Annotated in this window: 17 protein-coding genes and 18 tRNA genes; 3 read left to right on the top strand and 32 right to left on the bottom strand. The window is 41.6% G+C overall.

Going from position 1 to position 20307, the window contains the following annotated elements:
* Nucleotides 1-39: 39 nt before the first annotated feature.
* Nucleotides 40-1110, bottom strand: a complete 1071-nt coding sequence (locus tag ACJZU6_RS04480) for a 3-deoxy-7-phosphoheptulonate synthase (protein ID WP_107277166.1) — start codon at nt 1108-1110, stop codon at nt 40-42.
* 169 nt (nt 1111-1279) lie between these two features.
* Complete coding sequence (locus tag ACJZU6_RS04475; protein ID WP_408900700.1) at nt 1280-1663, bottom strand: DUF2799 domain-containing protein; 384 nt, start codon at nt 1661-1663, stop codon at nt 1280-1282.
* 216 nt (nt 1664-1879) lie between these two features.
* On the opposite strand from ACJZU6_RS04475, the gene ACJZU6_RS04470 reads away from it, so the two are divergent.
* Complete coding sequence (locus ACJZU6_RS04470; protein ID WP_408900699.1) at nt 1880-3367, top strand: carbon starvation protein A; 1488 nt, start codon at nt 1880-1882, stop codon at nt 3365-3367.
* A gap of 126 nt (nt 3368-3493) precedes the next feature.
* Here the strand turns inward: ACJZU6_RS04470 and rplS are convergent, their stop codons facing one another.
* The 5 genes from rplS to ffh all read right to left on the bottom strand — a co-directional run bounded on the left by rplS (nt 3494) and on the right by ffh (nt 7008).
* Nucleotides 3494-3847 (bottom strand): 50S ribosomal protein L19, encoded by a 354-nt coding sequence (rplS, locus tag ACJZU6_RS04465; RefSeq protein ID WP_080158185.1) that lies wholly within the window; start codon nt 3845-3847, stop codon nt 3494-3496.
* Between the two features lie 37 nt (nt 3848-3884).
* Nucleotides 3885-4631 carry a tRNA (guanosine(37)-N1)-methyltransferase TrmD gene (trmD, locus tag ACJZU6_RS04460; protein WP_408900698.1) on the bottom strand — a complete coding sequence of 249 codons (747 nt, stop codon included), beginning with the start codon at nt 4629-4631 and terminating at the stop codon, nt 3885-3887.
* A 26-nt stretch (nt 4632-4657) separates the two neighbouring features.
* Entirely contained in the window at nt 4658-5191 is a 534-nt protein-coding gene (gene rimM / locus ACJZU6_RS04455) for a ribosome maturation factor RimM (RefSeq protein ID WP_080158187.1), read from the bottom strand.
* Nucleotides 5192-5218: 27 nt separating this feature from the next.
* The gene (gene rpsP / locus ACJZU6_RS04450; protein WP_080158188.1) at nt 5219-5470 is read right to left on the bottom strand and encodes a 30S ribosomal protein S16; all 252 of its coding nucleotides are present in this window, start codon (nt 5468-5470) and stop codon (nt 5219-5221) included.
* A gap of 170 nt (nt 5471-5640) precedes the next feature.
* The gene (gene ffh, locus ACJZU6_RS04445) at nt 5641-7008 is read right to left on the bottom strand and encodes a signal recognition particle protein (protein WP_408900697.1); all 1368 of its coding nucleotides are present in this window, start codon (nt 7006-7008) and stop codon (nt 5641-5643) included.
* A gap of 207 nt (nt 7009-7215) precedes the next feature.
* Here ffh and ACJZU6_RS04440 point away from each other — a divergent pair, with 207 nt between their 5' ends.
* Complete coding sequence (locus ACJZU6_RS04440) at nt 7216-8013, top strand: inner membrane protein YpjD (protein ID WP_080158190.1); 798 nt, start codon at nt 7216-7218, stop codon at nt 8011-8013.
* Nucleotides 8014-8136: 123 nt separating this feature from the next.
* Nucleotides 8137-9447: an HlyC/CorC family transporter gene (locus ACJZU6_RS04435; RefSeq protein ID WP_080158191.1), complete on the top strand. Its 1311-nt coding sequence runs from the start codon at nt 8137-8139 to the stop codon at nt 9445-9447.
* A gap of 104 nt (nt 9448-9551) precedes the next feature.
* Here the strand turns inward: ACJZU6_RS04435 and luxS are convergent, their stop codons facing one another.
* From luxS to ACJZU6_RS04310, 25 genes are all read right to left on the bottom strand, one after another.
* Nucleotides 9552-10070 (bottom strand): S-ribosylhomocysteine lyase, encoded by a 519-nt coding sequence (gene luxS / locus ACJZU6_RS04430; RefSeq protein WP_080158192.1) that lies wholly within the window; start codon nt 10068-10070, stop codon nt 9552-9554.
* A 68-nt stretch (nt 10071-10138) separates the two neighbouring features.
* Nucleotides 10139-10744 (bottom strand): hypothetical protein, encoded by a 606-nt coding sequence (locus ACJZU6_RS04425; RefSeq protein ID WP_080158193.1) that lies wholly within the window; start codon nt 10742-10744, stop codon nt 10139-10141.
* Nucleotides 10745-10823: 79 nt separating this feature from the next.
* On the bottom strand, nt 10824-12413 hold the full coding sequence (gene gshA / locus ACJZU6_RS04420; RefSeq protein WP_408900696.1) for a glutamate--cysteine ligase: 1590 nt from the start codon (nt 12411-12413) through the stop codon (nt 10824-10826).
* Between the two features lie 151 nt (nt 12414-12564).
* On the bottom strand, nt 12565-15417 hold the full coding sequence (locus tag ACJZU6_RS04415) for a M16 family metallopeptidase (protein WP_408900695.1): 2853 nt from the start codon (nt 15415-15417) through the stop codon (nt 12565-12567).
* Between the two features lie 13 nt (nt 15418-15430).
* Entirely contained in the window at nt 15431-15877 is a 447-nt protein-coding gene (locus tag ACJZU6_RS04410) for a YqaA family protein (protein ID WP_080158196.1), read from the bottom strand.
* A gap of 276 nt (nt 15878-16153) precedes the next feature.
* Nucleotides 16154-16230: transfer RNA gene (locus ACJZU6_RS04405), tRNA-Arg, on the bottom strand.
* Nucleotides 16231-16279: 49 nt separating this feature from the next.
* Nucleotides 16280-16356 (bottom strand) — tRNA-Arg (locus ACJZU6_RS04400).
* A 49-nt stretch (nt 16357-16405) separates the two neighbouring features.
* A tRNA-Arg gene (locus ACJZU6_RS04395) sits at nt 16406-16482 on the bottom strand.
* Nucleotides 16483-16531: 49 nt separating this feature from the next.
* Nucleotides 16532-16608: transfer RNA gene (locus ACJZU6_RS04390), tRNA-Arg, on the bottom strand.
* Between the two features lie 49 nt (nt 16609-16657).
* Nucleotides 16658-16734 (bottom strand) — tRNA-Arg (locus tag ACJZU6_RS04385).
* Between the two features lie 49 nt (nt 16735-16783).
* Nucleotides 16784-16860, bottom strand: a tRNA-Arg gene (locus ACJZU6_RS04380).
* 49 nt (nt 16861-16909) lie between these two features.
* Nucleotides 16910-16986 (bottom strand) — tRNA-Arg (locus tag ACJZU6_RS04375).
* 49 nt (nt 16987-17035) lie between these two features.
* Nucleotides 17036-17112: transfer RNA gene (locus tag ACJZU6_RS04370), tRNA-Arg, on the bottom strand.
* Nucleotides 17113-17161: 49 nt separating this feature from the next.
* Nucleotides 17162-17238: transfer RNA gene (locus ACJZU6_RS04365), tRNA-Arg, on the bottom strand.
* Nucleotides 17239-17287: 49 nt separating this feature from the next.
* Nucleotides 17288-17364: transfer RNA gene (locus ACJZU6_RS04360), tRNA-Arg, on the bottom strand.
* A gap of 49 nt (nt 17365-17413) precedes the next feature.
* A tRNA-Arg gene (locus ACJZU6_RS04355) sits at nt 17414-17490 on the bottom strand.
* Between the two features lie 49 nt (nt 17491-17539).
* A tRNA-Arg gene (locus ACJZU6_RS04350) sits at nt 17540-17616 on the bottom strand.
* A 49-nt stretch (nt 17617-17665) separates the two neighbouring features.
* Nucleotides 17666-17742, bottom strand: a tRNA-Arg gene (locus ACJZU6_RS04345).
* 112 nt (nt 17743-17854) lie between these two features.
* Nucleotides 17855-17946 (bottom strand) — tRNA-Ser (locus ACJZU6_RS04340).
* 57 nt (nt 17947-18003) lie between these two features.
* Nucleotides 18004-18080: transfer RNA gene (locus ACJZU6_RS04335), tRNA-Arg, on the bottom strand.
* Between the two features lie 64 nt (nt 18081-18144).
* Nucleotides 18145-18236, bottom strand: a tRNA-Ser gene (locus ACJZU6_RS04330).
* A gap of 67 nt (nt 18237-18303) precedes the next feature.
* Nucleotides 18304-18380: transfer RNA gene (locus ACJZU6_RS04325), tRNA-Arg, on the bottom strand.
* A gap of 84 nt (nt 18381-18464) precedes the next feature.
* Nucleotides 18465-18556: transfer RNA gene (locus tag ACJZU6_RS04320), tRNA-Ser, on the bottom strand.
* Between the two features lie 271 nt (nt 18557-18827).
* Nucleotides 18828-19025, bottom strand: coding sequence for a carbon storage regulator CsrA (gene csrA, locus ACJZU6_RS04315; protein WP_036793345.1), 198 nt, complete (start codon nt 19023-19025; stop codon nt 18828-18830).
* Between the two features lie 84 nt (nt 19026-19109).
* Nucleotides 19110-20294, bottom strand: coding sequence for an aspartate kinase (locus ACJZU6_RS04310; RefSeq protein ID WP_080158197.1), 1185 nt, complete (start codon nt 20292-20294; stop codon nt 19110-19112).
* Between the last annotated feature and the right edge of the window lie 13 nt (nt 20295-20307).

Here is a 20307-nt window from a genome sequence, read left to right as displayed (position 1 = left end):
ACATCCGTATTTATCCAACTGCAACTATAATGCAAAGGGTTATTTAATTCTATTTTGTAGAAACGGCACTAACTCTTGATGGGCTTTTCGTAATACTTGTTCTGTTGTTTCCCAACTAATACACGCATCGGTAATTGAGACCCCGTAAGCCATATCTTGTAATGGTAAATCTGCGCTTTGACTCCCTTCATTAAGGTGACTTTCAATCATTAAACCAATAATTGAACGATTGCCTTCTCGAATTTGATGAATCACATCTGTCGCGACTAAAGGCTGACGCTGATAATCTTTAAGAGAGTTTGCGTGGCTACAGTCTATCATCAGCGATGGCGTCAGACCTGAGGCTGTCATTTCTGTTTCGCACTCAGCCACTGATACAGAATCATAATTGGTTTGTTTACCACCACGTAAAATAACATGACCATCAGGATTACCTTGCGTTGCAAGTAGAGCAACTTGTCCATTAGGATTAATCCCCATGAACTTATGTCCAGATGCTGCCGCTTGCATTGCATTAATAGCCGTCGCTAAGCTGCCATCAGTGCCATTTTTGAATCCGACTGGCATCGATAATCCGCTCGCCATCTCACGGTGTGTTTGTGACTCAGTAGTGCGAGCACCAATAGCAGACCAGCTAAACAAGTCACCTAAATATTGGGGGCTGATCGGATCAAGAGCTTCAGTCGCAACAGGTATTCCCTCTTCAACTAAATCAATCAGTAATTGACGCCCAATATGTAGCCCTTCTTCAATTTCAAACGAACCGTCAAGATAAGGATCGTTAATTAATCCTTTCCAACCCACTGTTGTACGCGGTTTTTCAAAATACACCCGCATCACAATATAAAGCTGGTCATCTAATTCAGCCGCCAAGCGTTTTAACTTTTGAGCATATGCTTTCGCTTGTTCAATATCATGAATCGAGCACGGCCCACATACCACCAATAAGCGATGATCGCGATGATGAATAATATCGGCAATCGTTTGACGTGACTGCTCAATAAATGCCAACGCCGTACTAGATACTGCCATCTTACGTTTCAATTGCGCAGGCGTAATTAATACGGATTCTTCTGCAATATGAATGTTGTTTAAGCCATCTTTTTCCATCAGTGATCTCTGCCAGTTATAAATATTCTATCACCAACATAACAACTGCATCATCACCTTTGCAACAACTTGTAAACATAAAATGCCATTTGTAAACTTTTATTTACAAATGGCATTCTAATTGGTTTCACAACTTTTTATTATGACAGCTATCTCAAACGCTATTGAATTAAAAACGCGGCTCCATTGTCCCATAGCGTTCAAAGCCTTGTTGCCACTTAGTGACATATAAACCTTCTTGATGACGACGATATTCACATACACCCCAATTTACTTTTCCTTGCTCACCTAATTTAAAAAGATGTTCTAAGCTGCAATATTGATCCAATCCTTGTAAGTACCCTTTCTGATAGCTGTCATAATCAAATACCATTGTTGAATCATATTTTTGAGTGATCGTTGCGAGCGTATCACTTGATAATTTTTCACTACCAGAAATACCATTATAAAAGCCTAATTGATGAAAATCGCCATTCAAAACTAATTTCTTTTGCGTCACACATCCCGTCATTAAAGCAGTAATCACAATCGGTAATAAAACTTTATCTATCATTTTCAATTCCTTTTAGAAAAACACATCAACAGCTATACCACATTAAAAACGTGCTTATATTAGCAAATATCGAGAGAAGTTATTATTGAACACTAATGCATATCACATTCATAACATTATCTTAAGAAGCTAAAAATTGAAACCATTACACTGGTTGGCAGCAGAAATAATGCAATCCCTTTTAGTTGAGTCACACATTAGATAACGAGGATATATATGGCGTGGTTTTTACTCTGTGTTGCTGCCCTAATTGGCGGCTATTTTATTTATGGTAGCTTTATTGAAAAAGTCTTTGGTGTAAATGTTAACCGCCAAACTCCCGCTTATACCAAGCAAGATGGAGTCGATTATGTCCCGATGTCTAATAATAAAGTCTACTTGGTGCAGCTATTAAACATTGCGGGGGTCGGTCCTATATTTGGTCCGATTATGGGCGCACTTTACGGCCCGGCGGCAATGTTATGGATTGCTCTAGGCTGTATTTTTGCGGGCGCCGTCCACGATTATTTCTCAGGCATGCTTTCAGTTCGTAACGGTGGCGCATCAGTCCCCACATTAACAGGACGCTACTTGGGTAACGGTGCAAAACATTTTATGAATATCTTTGCTATCGTACTGTTACTGCTTGTGGGGGTTGTATTTGTTTCAGCGCCAGCAGGAATGATCACTAATTTAATTAACGATCAAACTAACTTAAATGTCTCGATGACCACCATGGTCGTGATTATTTTTGGTTACTATATTTTGGCTACAATTGTACCGGTAGATAAAATCATTGGTCGTTTTTATCCTTTCTTTGGTGCGTTACTCATTTTCATGTCTGTTGGATTAATTACTGCAATCGGCATTTCAGATGAACATCAATTATTAGGTGGCTTTGAAATCAATCACATGTTCACTAACATGAACCCTAATGACTTACCATTATGGCCAGCACTGTTTATTACCATTGCATGTGGTGCTATTTCAGGCTTCCATGCCACTCAATCTCCACTAATGGCACGCTGCATTGAAAACGAACAAAATGGTCGATTTATTTTTTATGGTGCCATGATTGGGGAAGGTATTATTGCGCTAATTTGGTGTGCACTAGCGCTATCATTCTTTGGTTCAATTGAAGCACTCTCTGACGCCGTCGCTAACGGTGGTCCCGGTAATGTAGTCTATAGCTCATCGTTTGGCTTGTTAGGCGTTTTTGGTGGCATCATTGCCTTTCTTGGAGTGGTAATTTTGCCGATCACTTCGGGTGATACTGCATTCCGTTCTAGCCGTTTAATTTTGGCTGAATATTTCAATATGGATCAAAAGCCATTACGTAATCGTTTATTAATGGCCATGCCACTGTTTGTATTAGGCGCCATTTTAACCCAAGTCGATTTTGCGATTATTTGGCGTTACTTTGGCTTTGCAAACCAAACCACAGCTGTAATGATGTTATGGACAGCATCGGCTTATCTATTACGACTTGATAAATTACATTGGGTAGCAACCATTCCTGCAATGTTCATGACCACGGTATGTATCTGTTTTATTCTCAATAACGATCAACTGGGCTTTGGCTTGCCAATGGCGGTATCTACCATTATCGCCATGATAGCGACAATCGGTATTACATTGATGATCATTAAAAAATCACAAGGTAAAGGCGTGATTGATTGTGATGAAGAGCAGCCAACAACGTCTCCTTTATCGTCAAAAAGCTAACCTCTGGTAACTAACAGATAGCAATACAAATAAACCAGTGCTTAGCGCTGGTTTTTCTTTACTCAAATTTAAAGTAAAAAAAAGCCCACCATATAGGTGGGCTTTTCGATAAACGTCAGACGCTTATTATTTCTTAGTAAGCTTCTCGCGGATACGTGCTGATTTACCAGAACGCTCACGTAGGTAGTACAACTTGGCACGACGTACTGCACCACGACGTTTAACAGTAATGCTGTCAACTACTGGAGAGTGAGTTTGGAACGCACGCTCAACGCCTTCACCGTTCGACATTTTACGAACAGTAAATGCTGAATGTAGACCACGGTTACGGATTGCGATTACAACGCCTTCAAAAGCCTGTAGACGCTCACGGTCACCTTCTTTTACCTTAACTTGTACAACAACAGTGTCACCTGGTGCGAAAGTCGGTAGGTCTGTTTTTAGTTGCTCTTGCTCAAGAGCTTTAATGATGTTACTCATTTGGTATATACCCTAGAATAAACTGATACTAAATTAATTAAATGCTTGCTTTATATTCGCGGATAAATTCCGCGAGCAAGAATTCCTGATCGTCAGTCAGAGCTAGGTTTTCCAGGAGCTCTGGTCTTCTCAGCCATGTACGGCCTAACGATTGCTTTAATCGCCAGCGACTAATTTCTTTATGATTGCCAGACATTAATACCGCAGGTACTTCATGCCCGTCCAACAATTCAGGTCTTGTATAATGAGGACAATCTAACCAACCATTTGCAAAAGAATCTTCTTCTGCTGACGTAAAATCACCCAGTACACCCGGAACAAACCGAACCACTGCATCAATCAACGTCATGGCAGGTAATTCGCCACCCGTTAACACAAAATCACCGATAGACCATTCTTCGTCTACCTCTTGCTGGATAATGCGCTCATCAACCCCTTCATAGCGACCACAGATAAGAATTAAATTCTCTGTCTGCGCTAACTCCTCAACACCAGCTTGATCCAGCTTACGGCCTTGAGGGGAAAGGTAGATTACTTTAGCCTGACCTTTTGCAGACTTTTTGGCAGTGTGAATGGCATCGCGCAAAGGCTGTACCATCATTAACATACCTGGTCCACCACCATACGGTCGATCATCCACCGTACGATGTTTGTCGTGCGTAAAATCACGAGGATTCCACGTATCAACACTCAAAAGGCCTTTTTTTACCGCCTGGCCTGTTACCCCATAATTGGTAATGGTAGAGAACATTTCAGGAAAAAGACTGATTACTCCAACCCACATATGCTCACTCGCTTAATTACCGGAGGTTAAAACTCAGGATCCCAGTCAACTTCGATCCGCTGAGCAGTGCGATCAATCAACTTGATGACCTGCTCATCGAGGAACGGGATTAAACGTTCCTTCTGTCCGAAAGCATCCTTAAGATTTGCCTTAACAACTAACACGTCGTTTGAACCTGTTTCCAGGATATCAGTGACTTTACCTAGGTCGTAACCTTCAGTAGTGACAACTGACATACCAAACAACTCACGCCAGTAGAATTCTTCATCTGACAATGCGGGTAGTTGATCAGCCAAAACTGCTACTTCAACATTAGTGAAAACTTGTGCATCCTCGCGGATATCCATGCCTTCTAGTTTAGCAACAAGACCTTGACCGTGGCGTTTCCATGATTCAACATGGATTTCCGTCCACTCGCCTTTGATTTTAATCATCCAAGGGGTGTAGGAAAAAATACTTTCAGATTGTTCGGTGTAGGAAAAAACTTTGAGCCAACCCTTGATACCGTAGGTGGCACCCAGTTTACCGACAATAATGTGGTCTTGGTTTTTAATACTCATCGTTTTTCTCTTGTACCTAAGTACTAATTAAGCTACAGCTTTAGCTGCATCTTTGATTAGTTTAGCTACACGATCAGTCGCAGATGCGCCTTGACCTAACCAGTGGTTTACGCGATCTAGATCTAAACGTAAACGCTCTTCTTGACCCTTAGCTAGTGGGTTGAAGAAACCGATTTGCTCGATGTTTGCGCCGTCACGTGGAGCACGTGCGTCAGCAACAACGATTTGATAGAATGGACGCTTCTTAGCGCCGTGACGTGCCAAACGAATGGTTACCATATCGTCCTCTTTGCATTACTGTAAATTAAATGACCCCGCTATAATAACGAGGTCCGTGCCAAAATAAAGCCTCGGAATTTTACCCTTTGGGGCGACGAATGCAACTGCTTTAGTTACTTTTTCACCGTTTAAGTAGAATAAAAGCTTTAAAACCATTAAAAATCAGACTATTAACGGCCTGGGAACATACCGCCACCAGGCATCATGCCTTTTATTTGACGCATCATATTCTTCATTCCACCCTTTTGCATCTTTTTCATCATCTTTTGCATCTGGGTAAATTGCTTCAATAAACGGTTCACATCTTGTACTTGAGTACCAGAACCAGCAGCAATACGCTTCTTACGTGAGCCTTTAATTAACTCAGGTCGAGCACGTTCGCCTTTCGTCATTGAATTGATGATAGCTTCCATTTGCATGAAGATTTTATCGTCAACTTTATCTTTCATATCACCGGGTAATTGCGACATACCAGGAAGTTTGTCGAGCATGCCCATCATGCCGCCCATGTTTTTCATTTGCTGAAGCTGGCTACAGAAATCTTCAAGATCAAACCCTTTTTTATCTTTAAATTTCTTAGCTAATTTTTCTGCTTCTTTTTTATCAACGTTACGTTCTAGATCTTCGATCAACGATAAAACGTCACCCATACCTAAAATACGGGAAGCAACACGGTCAGGATGGAACGGTTCTAAAGCATCTGTTTTTTCACCGACACCTAAAAACTTAATTGGTTTACCTGTAATATGACGTACAGATAATGCCGCACCACCACGTGCATCACCATCAACCTTGGTTAAAATAACACCAGTTAGTGGCAATGCATCATTAAATGCTTTCGCTGTATTGGCCGCATCTTGACCCGTCATGGCATCAACCACGAACAGAGTTTCAACCGGATTTAGCGCTTGATGGATGTCTTTGATCTCACCCATCATTTCTTCATCAACGTGCAAACGGCCTGCGGTATCGACAATCACCACATCATAGAACTTGGTTTTTCCGTGTTCTAGCGCTGCTTTTACAATCGTTAATGGTTTTTGCTCAACGCTTGATGGGAAGAAATCCACACCAACATCGGTTGCCAATGTTTCAAGCTGTTTGATTGCCGCTGGGCGGTAAACATCGGCAGAAACAACCAAAACTTTCTTTTTGTCACGCTCTTTTAAAAGCTTACCTAATTTACCTACACTGGTGGTTTTACCCGCACCTTGTAAACCAGCCATTAAGATAACAGCAGGCGGTTGGCAGCTTAAATCAAGTGCTTCATTGCCTTCGCCCATTACAGATTCTAGTTCAGATTGAACAATCTTAATGAATTCTTGGCCAGGCGTGAGGCTTTTTGATACTTCAGTACCTACTGCACGCTCTTTTACACGCTTAACGAATTCGCGAACAACAGGTAGCGCAACGTCGGCTTCGAGTAATGCCATCCGCACTTCACGCAAGGTATCCTTTATATTGTCATCCGTAAGACGACCACGGCCGCTGACATTTTTAAGCGTTCGCGATAAACGCTCGGTTAAATTTTCGAACATGTGGTGCTACTCGCTCGTTACGCAACTCAATCAAAATTGCAAAATTATCAAAATTACTGCAAGTATACCGCAAAAAAGCTCGGTCTTTCATGTAAACCCACAGCTCTTTTTGGGATTACATTGGCGACGAAGGTTTGAGCAGGGTATAATTGCTGCCTCTAAATATTAAAAATAGCTATTCGTTACTAAGGAGCTCTCTGGTTGACTATGGACATGCTAATTGCCATCCCTGCAGTATGCTTTTATATCATTGCACTGCTGCTTGTTGTCCCAGGACTTGCTAACAATAATGGTATTAAAACTCAACCGGTTTTTATTACCGCCATTATTGCTATTGCCTTACATTTGCTATTACTTAAAGATCTTATTTTTGCCACAACGGGTCAAAACCTCAGTATCCTTAACGTTGCATCACTGATTAGCGTTATTGTTGCCAGTTTAACCACGCTTGCAATGTTAAAAATGCGGATTTGGTTCCTATTACCTGTTGTATACAGCTTTGCTGCGATTAACTTGTTTGCCGCCACTATGTTACCTGGTGCCTTTATTACCCATTTAGAAGCCCAACCGCAAGCTTTAGTGCATATTTCTATCGCATTGTTCTCATATTCAACGCTAATGATCGCAACTTTATATGCGTTACAACTGGCTTGGCTTGATCATAAATTAAAGCATAAAAAAAGCTTACAGATTAATCCTAACATTCCACCATTAATGATGGTAGAGCGCCAACTTTTCAAGATCATTATCGTCGGTTATAGTTTATTAACCGTCACACTGATCAGCGGCTACTTCTTTATTGGCGACATTATTGCCCAAGGTAAAACCCATAAAGCCATTCTATCTTTACTGGCTTGGATAATTTACAGCGTACTGTTATGGGGACATTACCGCCAAGGCTGGCGCGGGCGTAAAGTCGTTTGGTTTAGCCTCGCCGGTGCTTTTTTACTGACATTAGCCTATTTCGGAAGCCGTTTTGTCAAAGAAATTATCATTGGTAGCTAGTTACGCTACAGACACCTAAATTATTGCTACACTTATTTTTATAATAGCTGCTGCTTTATCTATATATTGTTCAGTTATTCAATGACTAACAATATTTGCTTAATCTGTTAAGGACTGCCCCTTTTGGACCAAATTTCCACAGGCTTATTATTTGCTTTACTTGCTCTTATGATCATCATTTCAGCTTACTTTTCAAGTTCTGAAACGGGAATGATGACCCTCAACCGTTATAAGTTACGCCACCTTGCCAGTCAAGGACATAAAGGGGCTCAGCGAGTAGAGAAACTCCTTTCACGTACCGACCGTTTATTAGGCTTAATTCTGATCGGTAATAACCTGGTTAATATTATTGCATCAGCCATTGCGACCATTATTGGCATGCGCCTTTACGGTGATGCTGGCGTCGCTATTGCAACGGCAGTATTGACTATTGTGATCCTTGTTTTTGCTGAAGTAACCCCAAAAACAGTAGCAGCACTGTATCCAGAAAAAGTCTCTTATACTAGCAGCATCTTACTTAACATATTAATGAAATTACTCTACCCATTAGTATGGTTTGTTAATGGCATTACGAATGGCTTCTTGTTTATTCTAGGTGTCAAAAAAGATAACGATACCGCATCAAATATTAACTCTGAAGAGCTGCGTACTATTGTTAATGAAGCGGGTTCACTGATCCCTCGTCGTCACCAAGATATGTTGATTTCTATTCTTGATTTAGAAAATGTCACCGTAGAAGAGTTAATGATTCCCCGCAATGAAATCGCGGCGATCAATGTCAATGATGATTGGAAATCCATTGTGCGCCAGTTAAGCCATTCGGCACATGGCCGTATTGTCTTATATCGCGACAGTATTGATGAGGTGGTTGGTATGTTACGTGTCCGTGAAGCCTACCGCTTAATGATGGATAAGAATGATTTCAGCAAAGAAAACCTACTGCGTGCCGCTGATGAAGTGTATTTCATTCCAGAAGGTACACCGCTCAATATTCAGCTATTAAAGTTTCAACGCAATAAAGAGCGTATCGGTTTGATTGTTGATGAATACGGTGATATTCAAGGTTTAATCACTGTTGAAGATATTCTAGAAGAGATCGTCGGCGAGTTTACCACCTCAATTGCACCTACGCTGGCCGAAGAGATTACCTTACAAAAAGATGGTAGCTTATTAATTGAAGGCAGTGCCAATATTCGCGACCTTAATAAGAGCTTAAACTGGCAATTACCAACAGATGGGCCTCGTACATTAAATGGCTTTATTCTTGAACATTTAGAATATATTCCAGATGAAAAGATCAAAGTTGATATTAACGGTCATAAAATGGAAATCATTGAGGTTGCTGGTAATATGATTAAATTAGTTAAAGTATTGCCGACAAACAATAATCCAGAGAAACAATCTAAAACAGAACAAAAGCTTAACAACCACTGATCGCACTAGTTTCAATTAATAATCAAAGAAATAGTACTTAAAGAAGAAAGCCGCATTATGATTTTATACACAATGCGGCTTTTTTTAGTATTCAATATTTGTGATTATTTTACGTGTAACTGCTGCAACATTGCTTCAGGTAAAGCAAGAGCATCATTTTTATTGACCTCAATACCCGCATTGATAATCGCAGTTGCAATCGCTTTTGCTTCTGTTAACGAATGCATACTATAAGTACCGCATTGGTATTCATTGAGCTCAGGTATCTGCTCTTGAGTCGCGACGGCTAGCACATCGTTCATTGCCGCCAACCAAGCTTGAGCAACAGTTTGTTCGGTTGGTGTGCCAATCAAGCTCATGTAAAAACCGGTACGACATCCCATCGGTGAAATATCAATAATTTCCACGGTGGCTGAATTTAGGTGTTGACGCATAAAGCCTGCATACAAATGCTCTAACGTGTGAATACCACGCTCACTGAGAATATCGGCATTAGGACGACAAAAACGCAAATCAAACACGGTAATCGTATCGCCTTTAGGGGTTTGCATGGTCTTGGCGATCCGAACTGCTGGCGCATGCATTTTAGTGTGATCGACAGTAAAGCTATCAAGTAACGGCATTGCTTACTTCTCCTTGTCTTAAAAATAAATCCTAGCACCTAATTACTGCAGTGCATATTCCAATTAACCTACCACCAACTTTTATTGTTATCGAGCTCTTTGCGGCATTGTTTTAGTTGCCAGCCGTAGTTTTTTGATTGCTGTTCAACCTTACGAGCGACTTTCATTAACCACGGTTTACTTCGATAAGTACCGCGTTTATAACCACCACGGCCATCGTGATAAGCTAAATATTGTCCATACGCATCCCATTTAGAAACACCTAATTGACGTTGTGTTTCATGGGTATACCAACCAATAAATTGTATTGCATCATCAAAACTACTGCGTGAACCACCATGCCCAGTGTGTTTTTGAAAATCAGCCCATGCAGGATCTTGCGCTTGCGCATACCCATACGCACTACTCACCCGTCCCCATGGAATAAATCCAAGCACATAGTCTTTAGGCGGTAATGCATCATGACGGTAACTACTTTCTTGCTTCATGATTGCCATCACAACATTAATCGGCGTACCCCATTTTTGCTGCATATCGACAGCATCTTCATACCAATCAGGGTATTGACGAAAGATGCTGCATAAATTTGATTGGTTACTTGGCGGTGGTGTCGCACAACCACTCACAATCAAAGCCACCACTGTCAGTAATAGTAATCGTACACGTAAGCGCATTTTTTACCTTATATTATTAATCACGAATTTTGATCAAAAAAAAGCTGACACTTAGAAAATGTCAGCTTGATATGATGTCTTATTTGGTTAACATCGGTATTTCTACATCAACATCTGCAAAATAATCTGCTAAGAACTCATCAAATGAAAGTGTGTCACTTTGTTCAATCTGATGTTGTTTAATCACCGATGCCGCCACCTCTTGCTCAAACGTCGCTTGATCATAAAAACGGAATGCTTGTTGTGCTAATTGCTTCGCATGCGCCGTTGCATAATAATCACCAAGAGGACCAATACCTTGATAAGTTTTAATCTGATCAAGTAGCTTAGCTGAAAACGTTAACTGTGGATCTTCGATCCAAGTTAATAAGCGTTGGTGAGTTTGCTGGTATTTATCGTTACCGTATAAACCATCAAGTGTAATCGCAACTTGCTCTAATTCAGCAAAAACACGACGTCCCCAGGCTTTAAGCAGTAGTTCTTCACCATCACAACCAATTTTAAGCAGTAATTCTGGATTACGGCCATCAACAACCACTTTATTCCAATTCTCACGCCAACATGCTAATTCACAATCAGTCATATCAGGCGAGGGTGTTAGTGTTGCCCAGATTAAAAATAGATCAAGAAAACGCACCTGATCTTCATCAATACCAATCGGACTAAATGGGTTCACATCAAGTGAACGCACTTCAATATACTCTACACCGGCACGCTTTAATGCTTCTGATGGTTTTTCACCACTTTTAGCTACACGCTTAGGACGAATAGGCGCATACAACTCATTTTCTATTTGTAATACATTACTGTTGAGTTGCTGACGTTTACCATCAACCATCACTCCTAACTCAGAAAATTCTTCCGATGGGGTGTGAATAGCACTGTTAAGTCCGGTTAAATATTGGTCAATACTATTGAATCCAATTTTCAACGAGCTTTGGGCGTGGTTGGTATAGCCTAAATCACTTAACCGTAATGCAGTTGCATTCTCTAAAAAGTAAGTACCTTTACCTACTTTTTCAAATGATGCTTTTAATGCTTCATTTTGAATAAATGAACCACATAGCGCAGGTGATGAACCAAATAAATACGGAATTAACCATCCAAAACGATAGTAGTTACGAATCAAACCAAAGTACGCATCAGAAACTGAGTCTTGGCGTTGCTGCTCTGTTTGATCGCCAAATAGACTATCCCAAAAAGTATCAGGGAAAGAAAAATTAAAATGCACCCCAGAGATAATTTGCATCACACTACCGTAACGGCGTTTTAAGCCTTCACGGTAAAGGGTTTTCATTTGACCAGTATTTGAACTGCCGTACTGTGCTAATTCAATCTCATCTTGGTCACCAACAAAACATGGCATAGACATCGGCCATAAGCGCTCGCCAGCCATATGGCTTAATGAAAACTTATGAATATCGTCTAATTGTGCAAGTAGATCGTCAACATCACGAGAAACTGGCGTAATGAATTCTAATAAGGATTCAGCAAAATCAGTGGTGATCCACTTATTTGTTAATGCCGAACCTAAAGCTGTAGGATGTGGCAATGAAGAGACTTGTAAATCTTCTGTGATACGCAAAGACTCACGCTCAAGACCACGCCCTAACTGTGTTAATGCTTCAGGATTTTTGGCAACCTGTTGCAACCTTTCGGAAAAAGTCATGAAGGCTATTCTCGTTGTTATCTAATTGAAGAAAACAGGGTAATCATTATTTAGCAGGATTACCATGCTTTATAGTATTAATGATTGTGAAACATATGCACTACACAGTAACAGTCTTTAACTTAATAAAGACTGATACTGTGAGTCTATATTACTGATTAAGTGCTAATTGATGAATAGGTAAATCTAAGGTCTTTAATTGTGGTAATAATGCTTTTGCATCCCCAACAATAACTATTTGATAATCTTTAGGGTTAAACCACTTTTTCGCTAATTTATCCATTTCAGCTTTCGTAATTGTCGCCACAATCTGGTTTCGTTGAGCCACAAAATCTTTGGGTAGATCATAATTAAGTATAGTACCTAATAACGCCGCTTTTTTAGCTGGCGTTTCATAGCTTAATGCATCTTGTTGACCAACAGCTAACCGCATAAATTTCACTTCTTTATCCGTTAAACCCGTCATGCTCATGCGTTTTAATTCCGCCATAAACTCTTTGATCGCGGGCAAGGTTGCATTCGCACGTACTTGCGCATAAAAACTTGCCATACCAATTTCACGTCCACCGGTTAAATACCCGCCAGCACCATAGGTATAGCCTTTATCTTCACGCAAGTTCATATTTAAACGGCTATTAAAATTACCCGCTAAATTGAAATTAGCCAACTGGGTCTTAAATAACTCACCCGTAGCATCATAAGCTAAGCCTTGACGCACAAATCGAATCACCGTTTGTGGCGCATGGGGTTTATTCACTAACCATACAGCTTGTTGTGATAGCTGAGGCAATATTGGCGTCGAGAATACAGGTTTAGGTTGTCCTTTCCATGCAGCTAAAGGTGCTAAATCGGTATTTAACGTTGTTGAGCTAATATCACCAACAACAACAACATCAGCACCATTAGGAGTGTAATAACGCTGATAGAAGTCCTTAACATCTTGTAATGTAATATTATTAATCGATGCTTGAGTCCCTTCTGTCGAACGGCTAAATACCGTGCCTTTAAACAACACATCACGCGTAGCTTGGCTTGCTAACCAGTCAGCACTTTGATGTTCATAAACAATGCTTTCAAGCATCTGTTTCTTTAAGCGTTTAAAATCAGACGCTGTAAAATTAGGCATCAATAGTCGTTGTTCAAACAAAGCCAGTGTTTGAGGTAGATTCTTCGTCAGCGTAGTTAATGAAATTGTAGAGCCATAAAGTCCAGCATTAACAGTAATACTACTGCCTAAGGTATCCAGTTGTGATGCCATCGCTTCCGCAGTTAACTTCTCGGTGCCTTCATTCATCATCGCGGCGGTCAATTGTGCTAATCCCGCTTTACCTTCAGGCTCAACTCGGCGTCCTGCTGGCACCTCTAACTGTAAAGTAATAGTTGGGGTTTCTTTATATTCAGTCCCAATAACATTAATGCCATTGGCTAATTTAAATTCATATAAACTTGGCATCACTGCCTTAACTGGGGTCGATGCTTGTGGCATCACACTACGATCAAAGTTATCTGTTACCGTTCGATAAGCCAGATCTTGTTCTTTGATCTTATGGTGTTGAGATAAATGGCGAGGAGCAGGCGTAAAGTTAGGCTGCGCAGCCTGTAGTTGTAATTGCCCCTTAGGTACCACGCTTAAACTCACGCTTGGCTGCTGGTATAGGTATTTATTGTAAGCAGCCATCACACTATCAGTCGTGACTCGATTAACATTTGCGAGCTCTGTCGGTAAATAGTTAGGGTTACCAAAAAAGGTTTGATAAGCCGCTAATTGTGATACTTTTCCTGCCACACTTTGCAAACCATAAATGGCACTTGCAGCAACGGAGCCTTTAATTTCATTCAGTTGTTGAGAGTTAATACCTTGAGTTTCAATACTATTAACAACAGCCATCACCTTAGTACGCAGTTGCTTTAAATTACCCTGATTACCACTTGGAGCCATAGCATAAACATACATAGTACATGCTAGCTCAGCACAATCTTGAAAAGCGCCGGCATCAACAGCATCACCAGTCTTAACTAATTTTTGATACAGTAAGCTATTAGTACCACTACCAATAATTTGTCCAAGCATATCCAATGACGACTGATCTTTCGCGCCAAGATACGCCGTTGGCCAGCCCATCATAAGCATTGGTTGTTGAATATTATCTTCAAGGGTAATAAAGCGATCATGTGCTAATTTTGCCGGTTGTTTCGGCGCATTTTTAACTTCAGGTCCACGTGGAATCGAGCCAAAATATTGATTAACCCATGCTAATGTTTGGGCTTTATTAATATCACCACCAATGGTGAGCGTTGCATTATTAGGCCCATACCAACGCAAGAAAAAGGCTTTAAGATCATTAACATCAACCCGATCAAGATCTTCTACATAACCAATGGTTTGCCATGAATATGGATGACTACGTGGATATAGTGCCTCGCCCATTTTCTCATAAATCAACCCATAAGGACGATTTTCAAAGTTCTGAGCACGCTCATTTTTAACCGTTGAGCGTTGAATTTCAAATTTACGCTGCGACACCGCATCTAATAAAAAGCCCATACGATCAGACTCTAACCACAGCATTTTTTGGAGTTGATTGGCGGGTACCGTTTCGTAATAATTAGTACGATCACGGTTAGTGCTACCATTAAGAGTACCACCGGCTTCAGTTATTAAACGAAAATGCTGTTGATCGCCAACATGTTTTGAGCCTTGGAACATCATATGTTCAAAGAAATGGGCAAAACCTGACTTTCCTTGCTGTTCACGTGCAGAGCCGACATGATAAGTAACATCGACATTCACCAGTGGATCTGAATCATCAGGCGACAAAATAACGATAAGTCCATTTGCCAATTGATATTTACTGTAAGGAATGACAGCTTTACCTGATACCGCCTTCACTTGCTCAATAAATTTAACGCCTTGCGGTAAATTATTATTTAATGAAGTCTCTTCGCTCCATTGACTACAGCCAGCTAATGAAAGTAATGCTGCACTTAAAACCCACTTTTGCACGTTAATATCTTCCTTACACAGATAATCCGGGAAATAACCCTAGCACAATCACGGCCAAGGCAACATAGCGGATCATTTTCCCAATAAAAATAGCGACAGCACACCACCAAAAACGCATTCGCAACCATCCGGCGGCTAAACATAATGGATCACCAATCAATGGCATCCAGCTTAACAGTAAGCTCCAATAACCGTATTTCTTTAACCATAATAATGCATTATTGCTGTGTTTATTGTCTGCTGTCTTATCTGGCAGTAATAAACCTAACCAATAATTAGTTAAACCACCAAGGGTATTACCAATGGTCACCACGGCCACAATTTGCCAAACAGGATTATCTCCTACCTTTAACGCCGCAATAAGATTAGCCTCAGAGCCGCCAGGTAGTAACGTCGCACTTAAAAACCCCGTCGCAAACAGTACCCATAATCCAAGATCACCGTTCATTAATTCTGTCATTAAGTTGTTATCTCATTAATTAACAATACACATTCCACCATCACTTAATCTATTACGTTTCAATCATACAAACTATTTAACGTTGATAATACCAAGTCGATTAATCGGTTGTTATTTAGTCTTTTATTTCATAGTGCAATAACGATGGCGATGAAAAATGGATTTTAGCCATAAGCCAGCCAGTCACTCAGAAGGGTATTTTTTAAAAGAAAAGGTAATAAAACGATCAAAATGGAGGCATAAAAAAAGCCCAGCCTAAGCTGAGCTTTTAAATGATGGTGCGCGCGGGAGGATTCGAACCTCCGACCGCCTGGTTCGTAGCCAAGTACTCTATCCAGCTGAGCTACGCGCGCACTAATTCTGTTACAACAACAAACATTGAGGTTTATTGCTTTTAAATGATGGTGCGCGCGGGAGGATTCGAACCTCCGACCGCCTGGTTCGTAGCCAAGTACTCTATCCAGCTGAGCTACGCGCGCACTAATTCTGTTACAACAACAAACATTGAGGTTTATTGCTTTTAAATGATGGTGCGCGCGGGAGGATTCGAACCTCCGACCGCCTGGTTCGTAGCCAAGTACTCTATCCAGCTGAGCTACGCGCGCACTAATTCTGTTACAACAACAAACATTGAGGTCTATTGCTTTTAAATGATGGTGCGCGCGGGAGGATTCGAACCTCCGACCGCCTGGTTCGTAGCCAAGTACTCTATCCAGCTGAGCTACGCGCGCACTAATTCTGTTACAACAACAAACATTGAGGTCTATTGCTTTTAAATGATGGTGCGCGCGGGAGGATTCGAACCTCCGACCGCCTGGTTCGTAGCCAAGTACTCTATCCAGCTGAGCTACGCGCGCACTAATTCTGTTACAACAACAGACATTGAGGTCTATTGTTTTTAAATGATGGTGCGCGCGGGAGGATTCGAACCTCCGACCGCCTGGTTCGTAGCCAAGTACTCTATCCAGCTGAGCTACGCGCGCACTAATTCTGTTACAACAACAGACATTGAGGTCTATTGTTTTTAAATGATGGTGCGCGCGGGAGGATTCGAACCTCCGACCGCCTGGTTCGTAGCCAAGTACTCTATCCAGCTGAGCTACGCGCGCACTAATTCTGTTACAACAACAGACATTGAGGTCTATTGCTTTTAAATGATGGTGCGCGCGGGAGGATTCGAACCTCCGACCGCCTGGTTCGTAGCCAAGTACTCTATCCAGCTGAGCTACGCGCGCACTAATTCTGTTACAACAACAAACATTGAGGTCTATTGCTTTTAAATGATGGTGCGCGCGGGAGGATTCGAACCTCCGACCGCCTGGTTCGTAGCCAAGTACTCTATCCAGCTGAGCTACGCGCGCACTAATTCTGTTACAACAACAAACATTGAGGTTTATTGCTTTTAAATGATGGTGCGCGCGGGAGGATTCGAACCTCCGACCGCCTGGTTCGTAGCCAAGTACTCTATCCAGCTGAGCTACGCGCGCACTAATTCTGTTACAACAACAAACATTGAGGTCTATTGCTTTTAAATGATGGTGCGCGCGGGAGGATTCGAACCTCCGACCGCCTGGTTCGTAGCCAAGTACTCTATCCAGCTGAGCTACGCGCGCACTAATTCTGTTACAACAACAAACATTGAGGTCTATTGCTTTTAAATGATGGTGCGCGCGGGAGGATTCGAACCTCCGACCGCCTGGTTCGTAGCCAAGTACTCTATCCAGCTGAGCTACGCGCGCACTAATTCTGTTACAACAACAGACATTGAGGTCTATTGCTTTTAAATGATGGTGCGCGCGGGAGGATTCGAACCTCCGACCGCCTGGTTCGTAGCCAAGTACTCTATCCAGCTGAGCTACGCGCGCACTGGGTTTCTTTTTTGGGAATTCATTCCCAGAAACCATTCCTTTTAGCTATAAAAGGAATTATGCAATCGCCAAATCTTACCTTGCGGTAATTTTTAACAAAAGCAAAGAATGGCGGTGAAGGAGGGATTCGAACCCTCGATACGGGATAAACCGTATACTCCCTTAGCAGGGGAGCGCCTTCAGCCTCTCGGCCACCTCACCACACAAATTGGTATAAGTAACACGTTAATTTATATTATTAACCTATTGCTTAAATAATGGTGCGCGCGGGAGGATTCGAACCTCCGACCGCCTGGTTCGTAGCCAAGTACTCTATCCAGCTGAGCTACGCGCGCACTGGGTGTTTCTTGCTAAAGAAAACACCATATTGATATCAACATCGTTGCCATCAATAAAGAATGGCGGTGAAGGAGGGATTCGAACCCTCGATACGGGATAAACCGTATACTCCCTTAGCAGGGGAGCGCCTTCAGCCTCTCGGCCACCTCACCACACAATTCGGTGCAAGTAACAAGTGATACTAGTCGCTAAAACTAACATGACTCATTGCTTAAATAATGGTGCGCGCGGGAGGATTCGAACCTCCGACCGCCTGGTTCGTAGCCAAGTACTCTATCCAGCTGAGCTACGCGCGCACTGTGCTTCGTTACCGTTGCATTATCCCAAATTAAGATAATTAAATCAATAAGAAAGCGTTCACAATATCCATTAAAAAATAATGGCGGTGAAGGAGGGATTCGAACCCTCGATACGGGATAAACCGTATACTCCCTTAGCAGGGGAGCGCCTTCAGCCTCTCGGCCACCTCACCACGTTGTGGAGGCACATATTACTGTTAGCCCAAAATAAGTCAAACACTTTATTGATAAAAACCAATACTCGCCGCACGAATGAACACTTAGTAAGCAATGCGATAATTAATGCAACGTAACCAGAAAAATATTCACTTTATGGGATTGATCAGGTATTCAAAAATGGGCCCCAAAAACATCGCCTTTGACTCTATTTAATCACGACTTACAGGATGTTACTTTTCTACAGGCACAAAAAAGGCCAGGATAATTATCCTAGCCCTCTTCGAATCAGTAGTTACCAGTACTCGGAGTACCAGCTTCTTTTTCTGCTTGAATTCGCATGTATATTTCTTCACGGTGAACAGATACTTCTTTAGGTGCGTTAACACCAATACGTACCTGATTTCCTTTAACACCAAGAACAGTAACAGTTACTTCGTCACCGATCATTAGAGTTTCACCTACACGACGTGTTAAAATTAGCATTCGAGTGCTCCTTGAGTAATCTCAGTCTTATAAGAATTTAACGTTTTATCCAATAAAATTCACAATTTCGTAAATAGCCGTGGCTCAAGAAACAGCAAGATGCGATAGATTACCGAAACACGGGTTATCGACCACAAATTTTTCATGGATTAAATCAACAGCTGTAAGATGATCATCTTCATTAATCAATAAAGATAAACATTTCTTATCACCCTGATATGTATGCACTGTAATGCCAGCCTCTTGCAGCACCTTTTGAATTGACTCCAAATGTTGCTGAATATCCTTTCCAATCAAGGAAAGTATAGAGACCATACCAATATGGCGCATTTTGCTATCAAACACTAGCCTTAAACGCGCTAAATCATCATTAGAAATGACGATTTGTGATATGTCATCACTAGAATTAGTTGATAAATTCCAAGCTGTCAAACCATATAAGTCCAACTGCTCATTAAGAACAGTTGCTGGTAGTGTAATGTTAACTAAAACCTGCTGCCTTTGGAGCGCAACGCCAATGATGTTTTGATTACTCATTACATCAAAATTCACTAACGTTCCCTGCCCTTCCTCAAATGAAGAAAGAACTCGTAATGGAACGCGATGTTGGCATGCATACTCTACAGACTGTAATTGTAGCACTTTTGCCCCTAGGCGCGCCATGCAAGTCATGTAATCAAAGTGAATAACATCCAAACGAGCCGCACTTGGTACAATTCTTGGATCGGTAGAATACACTCCGTCAACATCTGTGAAGATTTGACATTCGTCGGCATTAAGCGCACTTGCAATAGCAACCGCAGTGGTATCTGACCCGCCACGCCCCAAGGTTGTGATATTGCCATCGATATCACGCCCTTGGAAACCGGCCACGACAACAATGTTGTCTTGGCCAAGTAATGTGGTCATATTCTGGGTTTCAACCTCATGGATTGTGGCATTATTAAAGTTGCTATCAGTATGGATAACAACTTGATCTGCCGTCAATGAGGTCGCACTATAGCCTCGTTTATTCAACGCCATAGCTAATAAGGCAATTGATACTTGTTCACCCGCAGCAAGTAAAACATCTAACTCTCGCGGTGTAGGAATCGCATCAATTTGCTTAGCTAAGCCCAATAGCCGATTAGTTTCACCAGCCATTGCAGACAATACAACAACCACTTGGTGGCCACACTGGCGAGCTTTTATCACTCGCTCAGCAACGGCTTCTATTCGTTCAATACTACCAACTGATGTACCACCAAATTTCTGCACTAATAGTGCCACATTACCTCTCCAG

The sequence above is a fragment of the Photobacterium piscicola genome (assembly GCF_046058925.1).
GTDB lineage: Bacteria > Pseudomonadota > Gammaproteobacteria > Enterobacterales > Vibrionaceae > Photobacterium > Photobacterium piscicola.
This window is presented reverse-complemented; position numbering and strand designations above follow the sequence as displayed.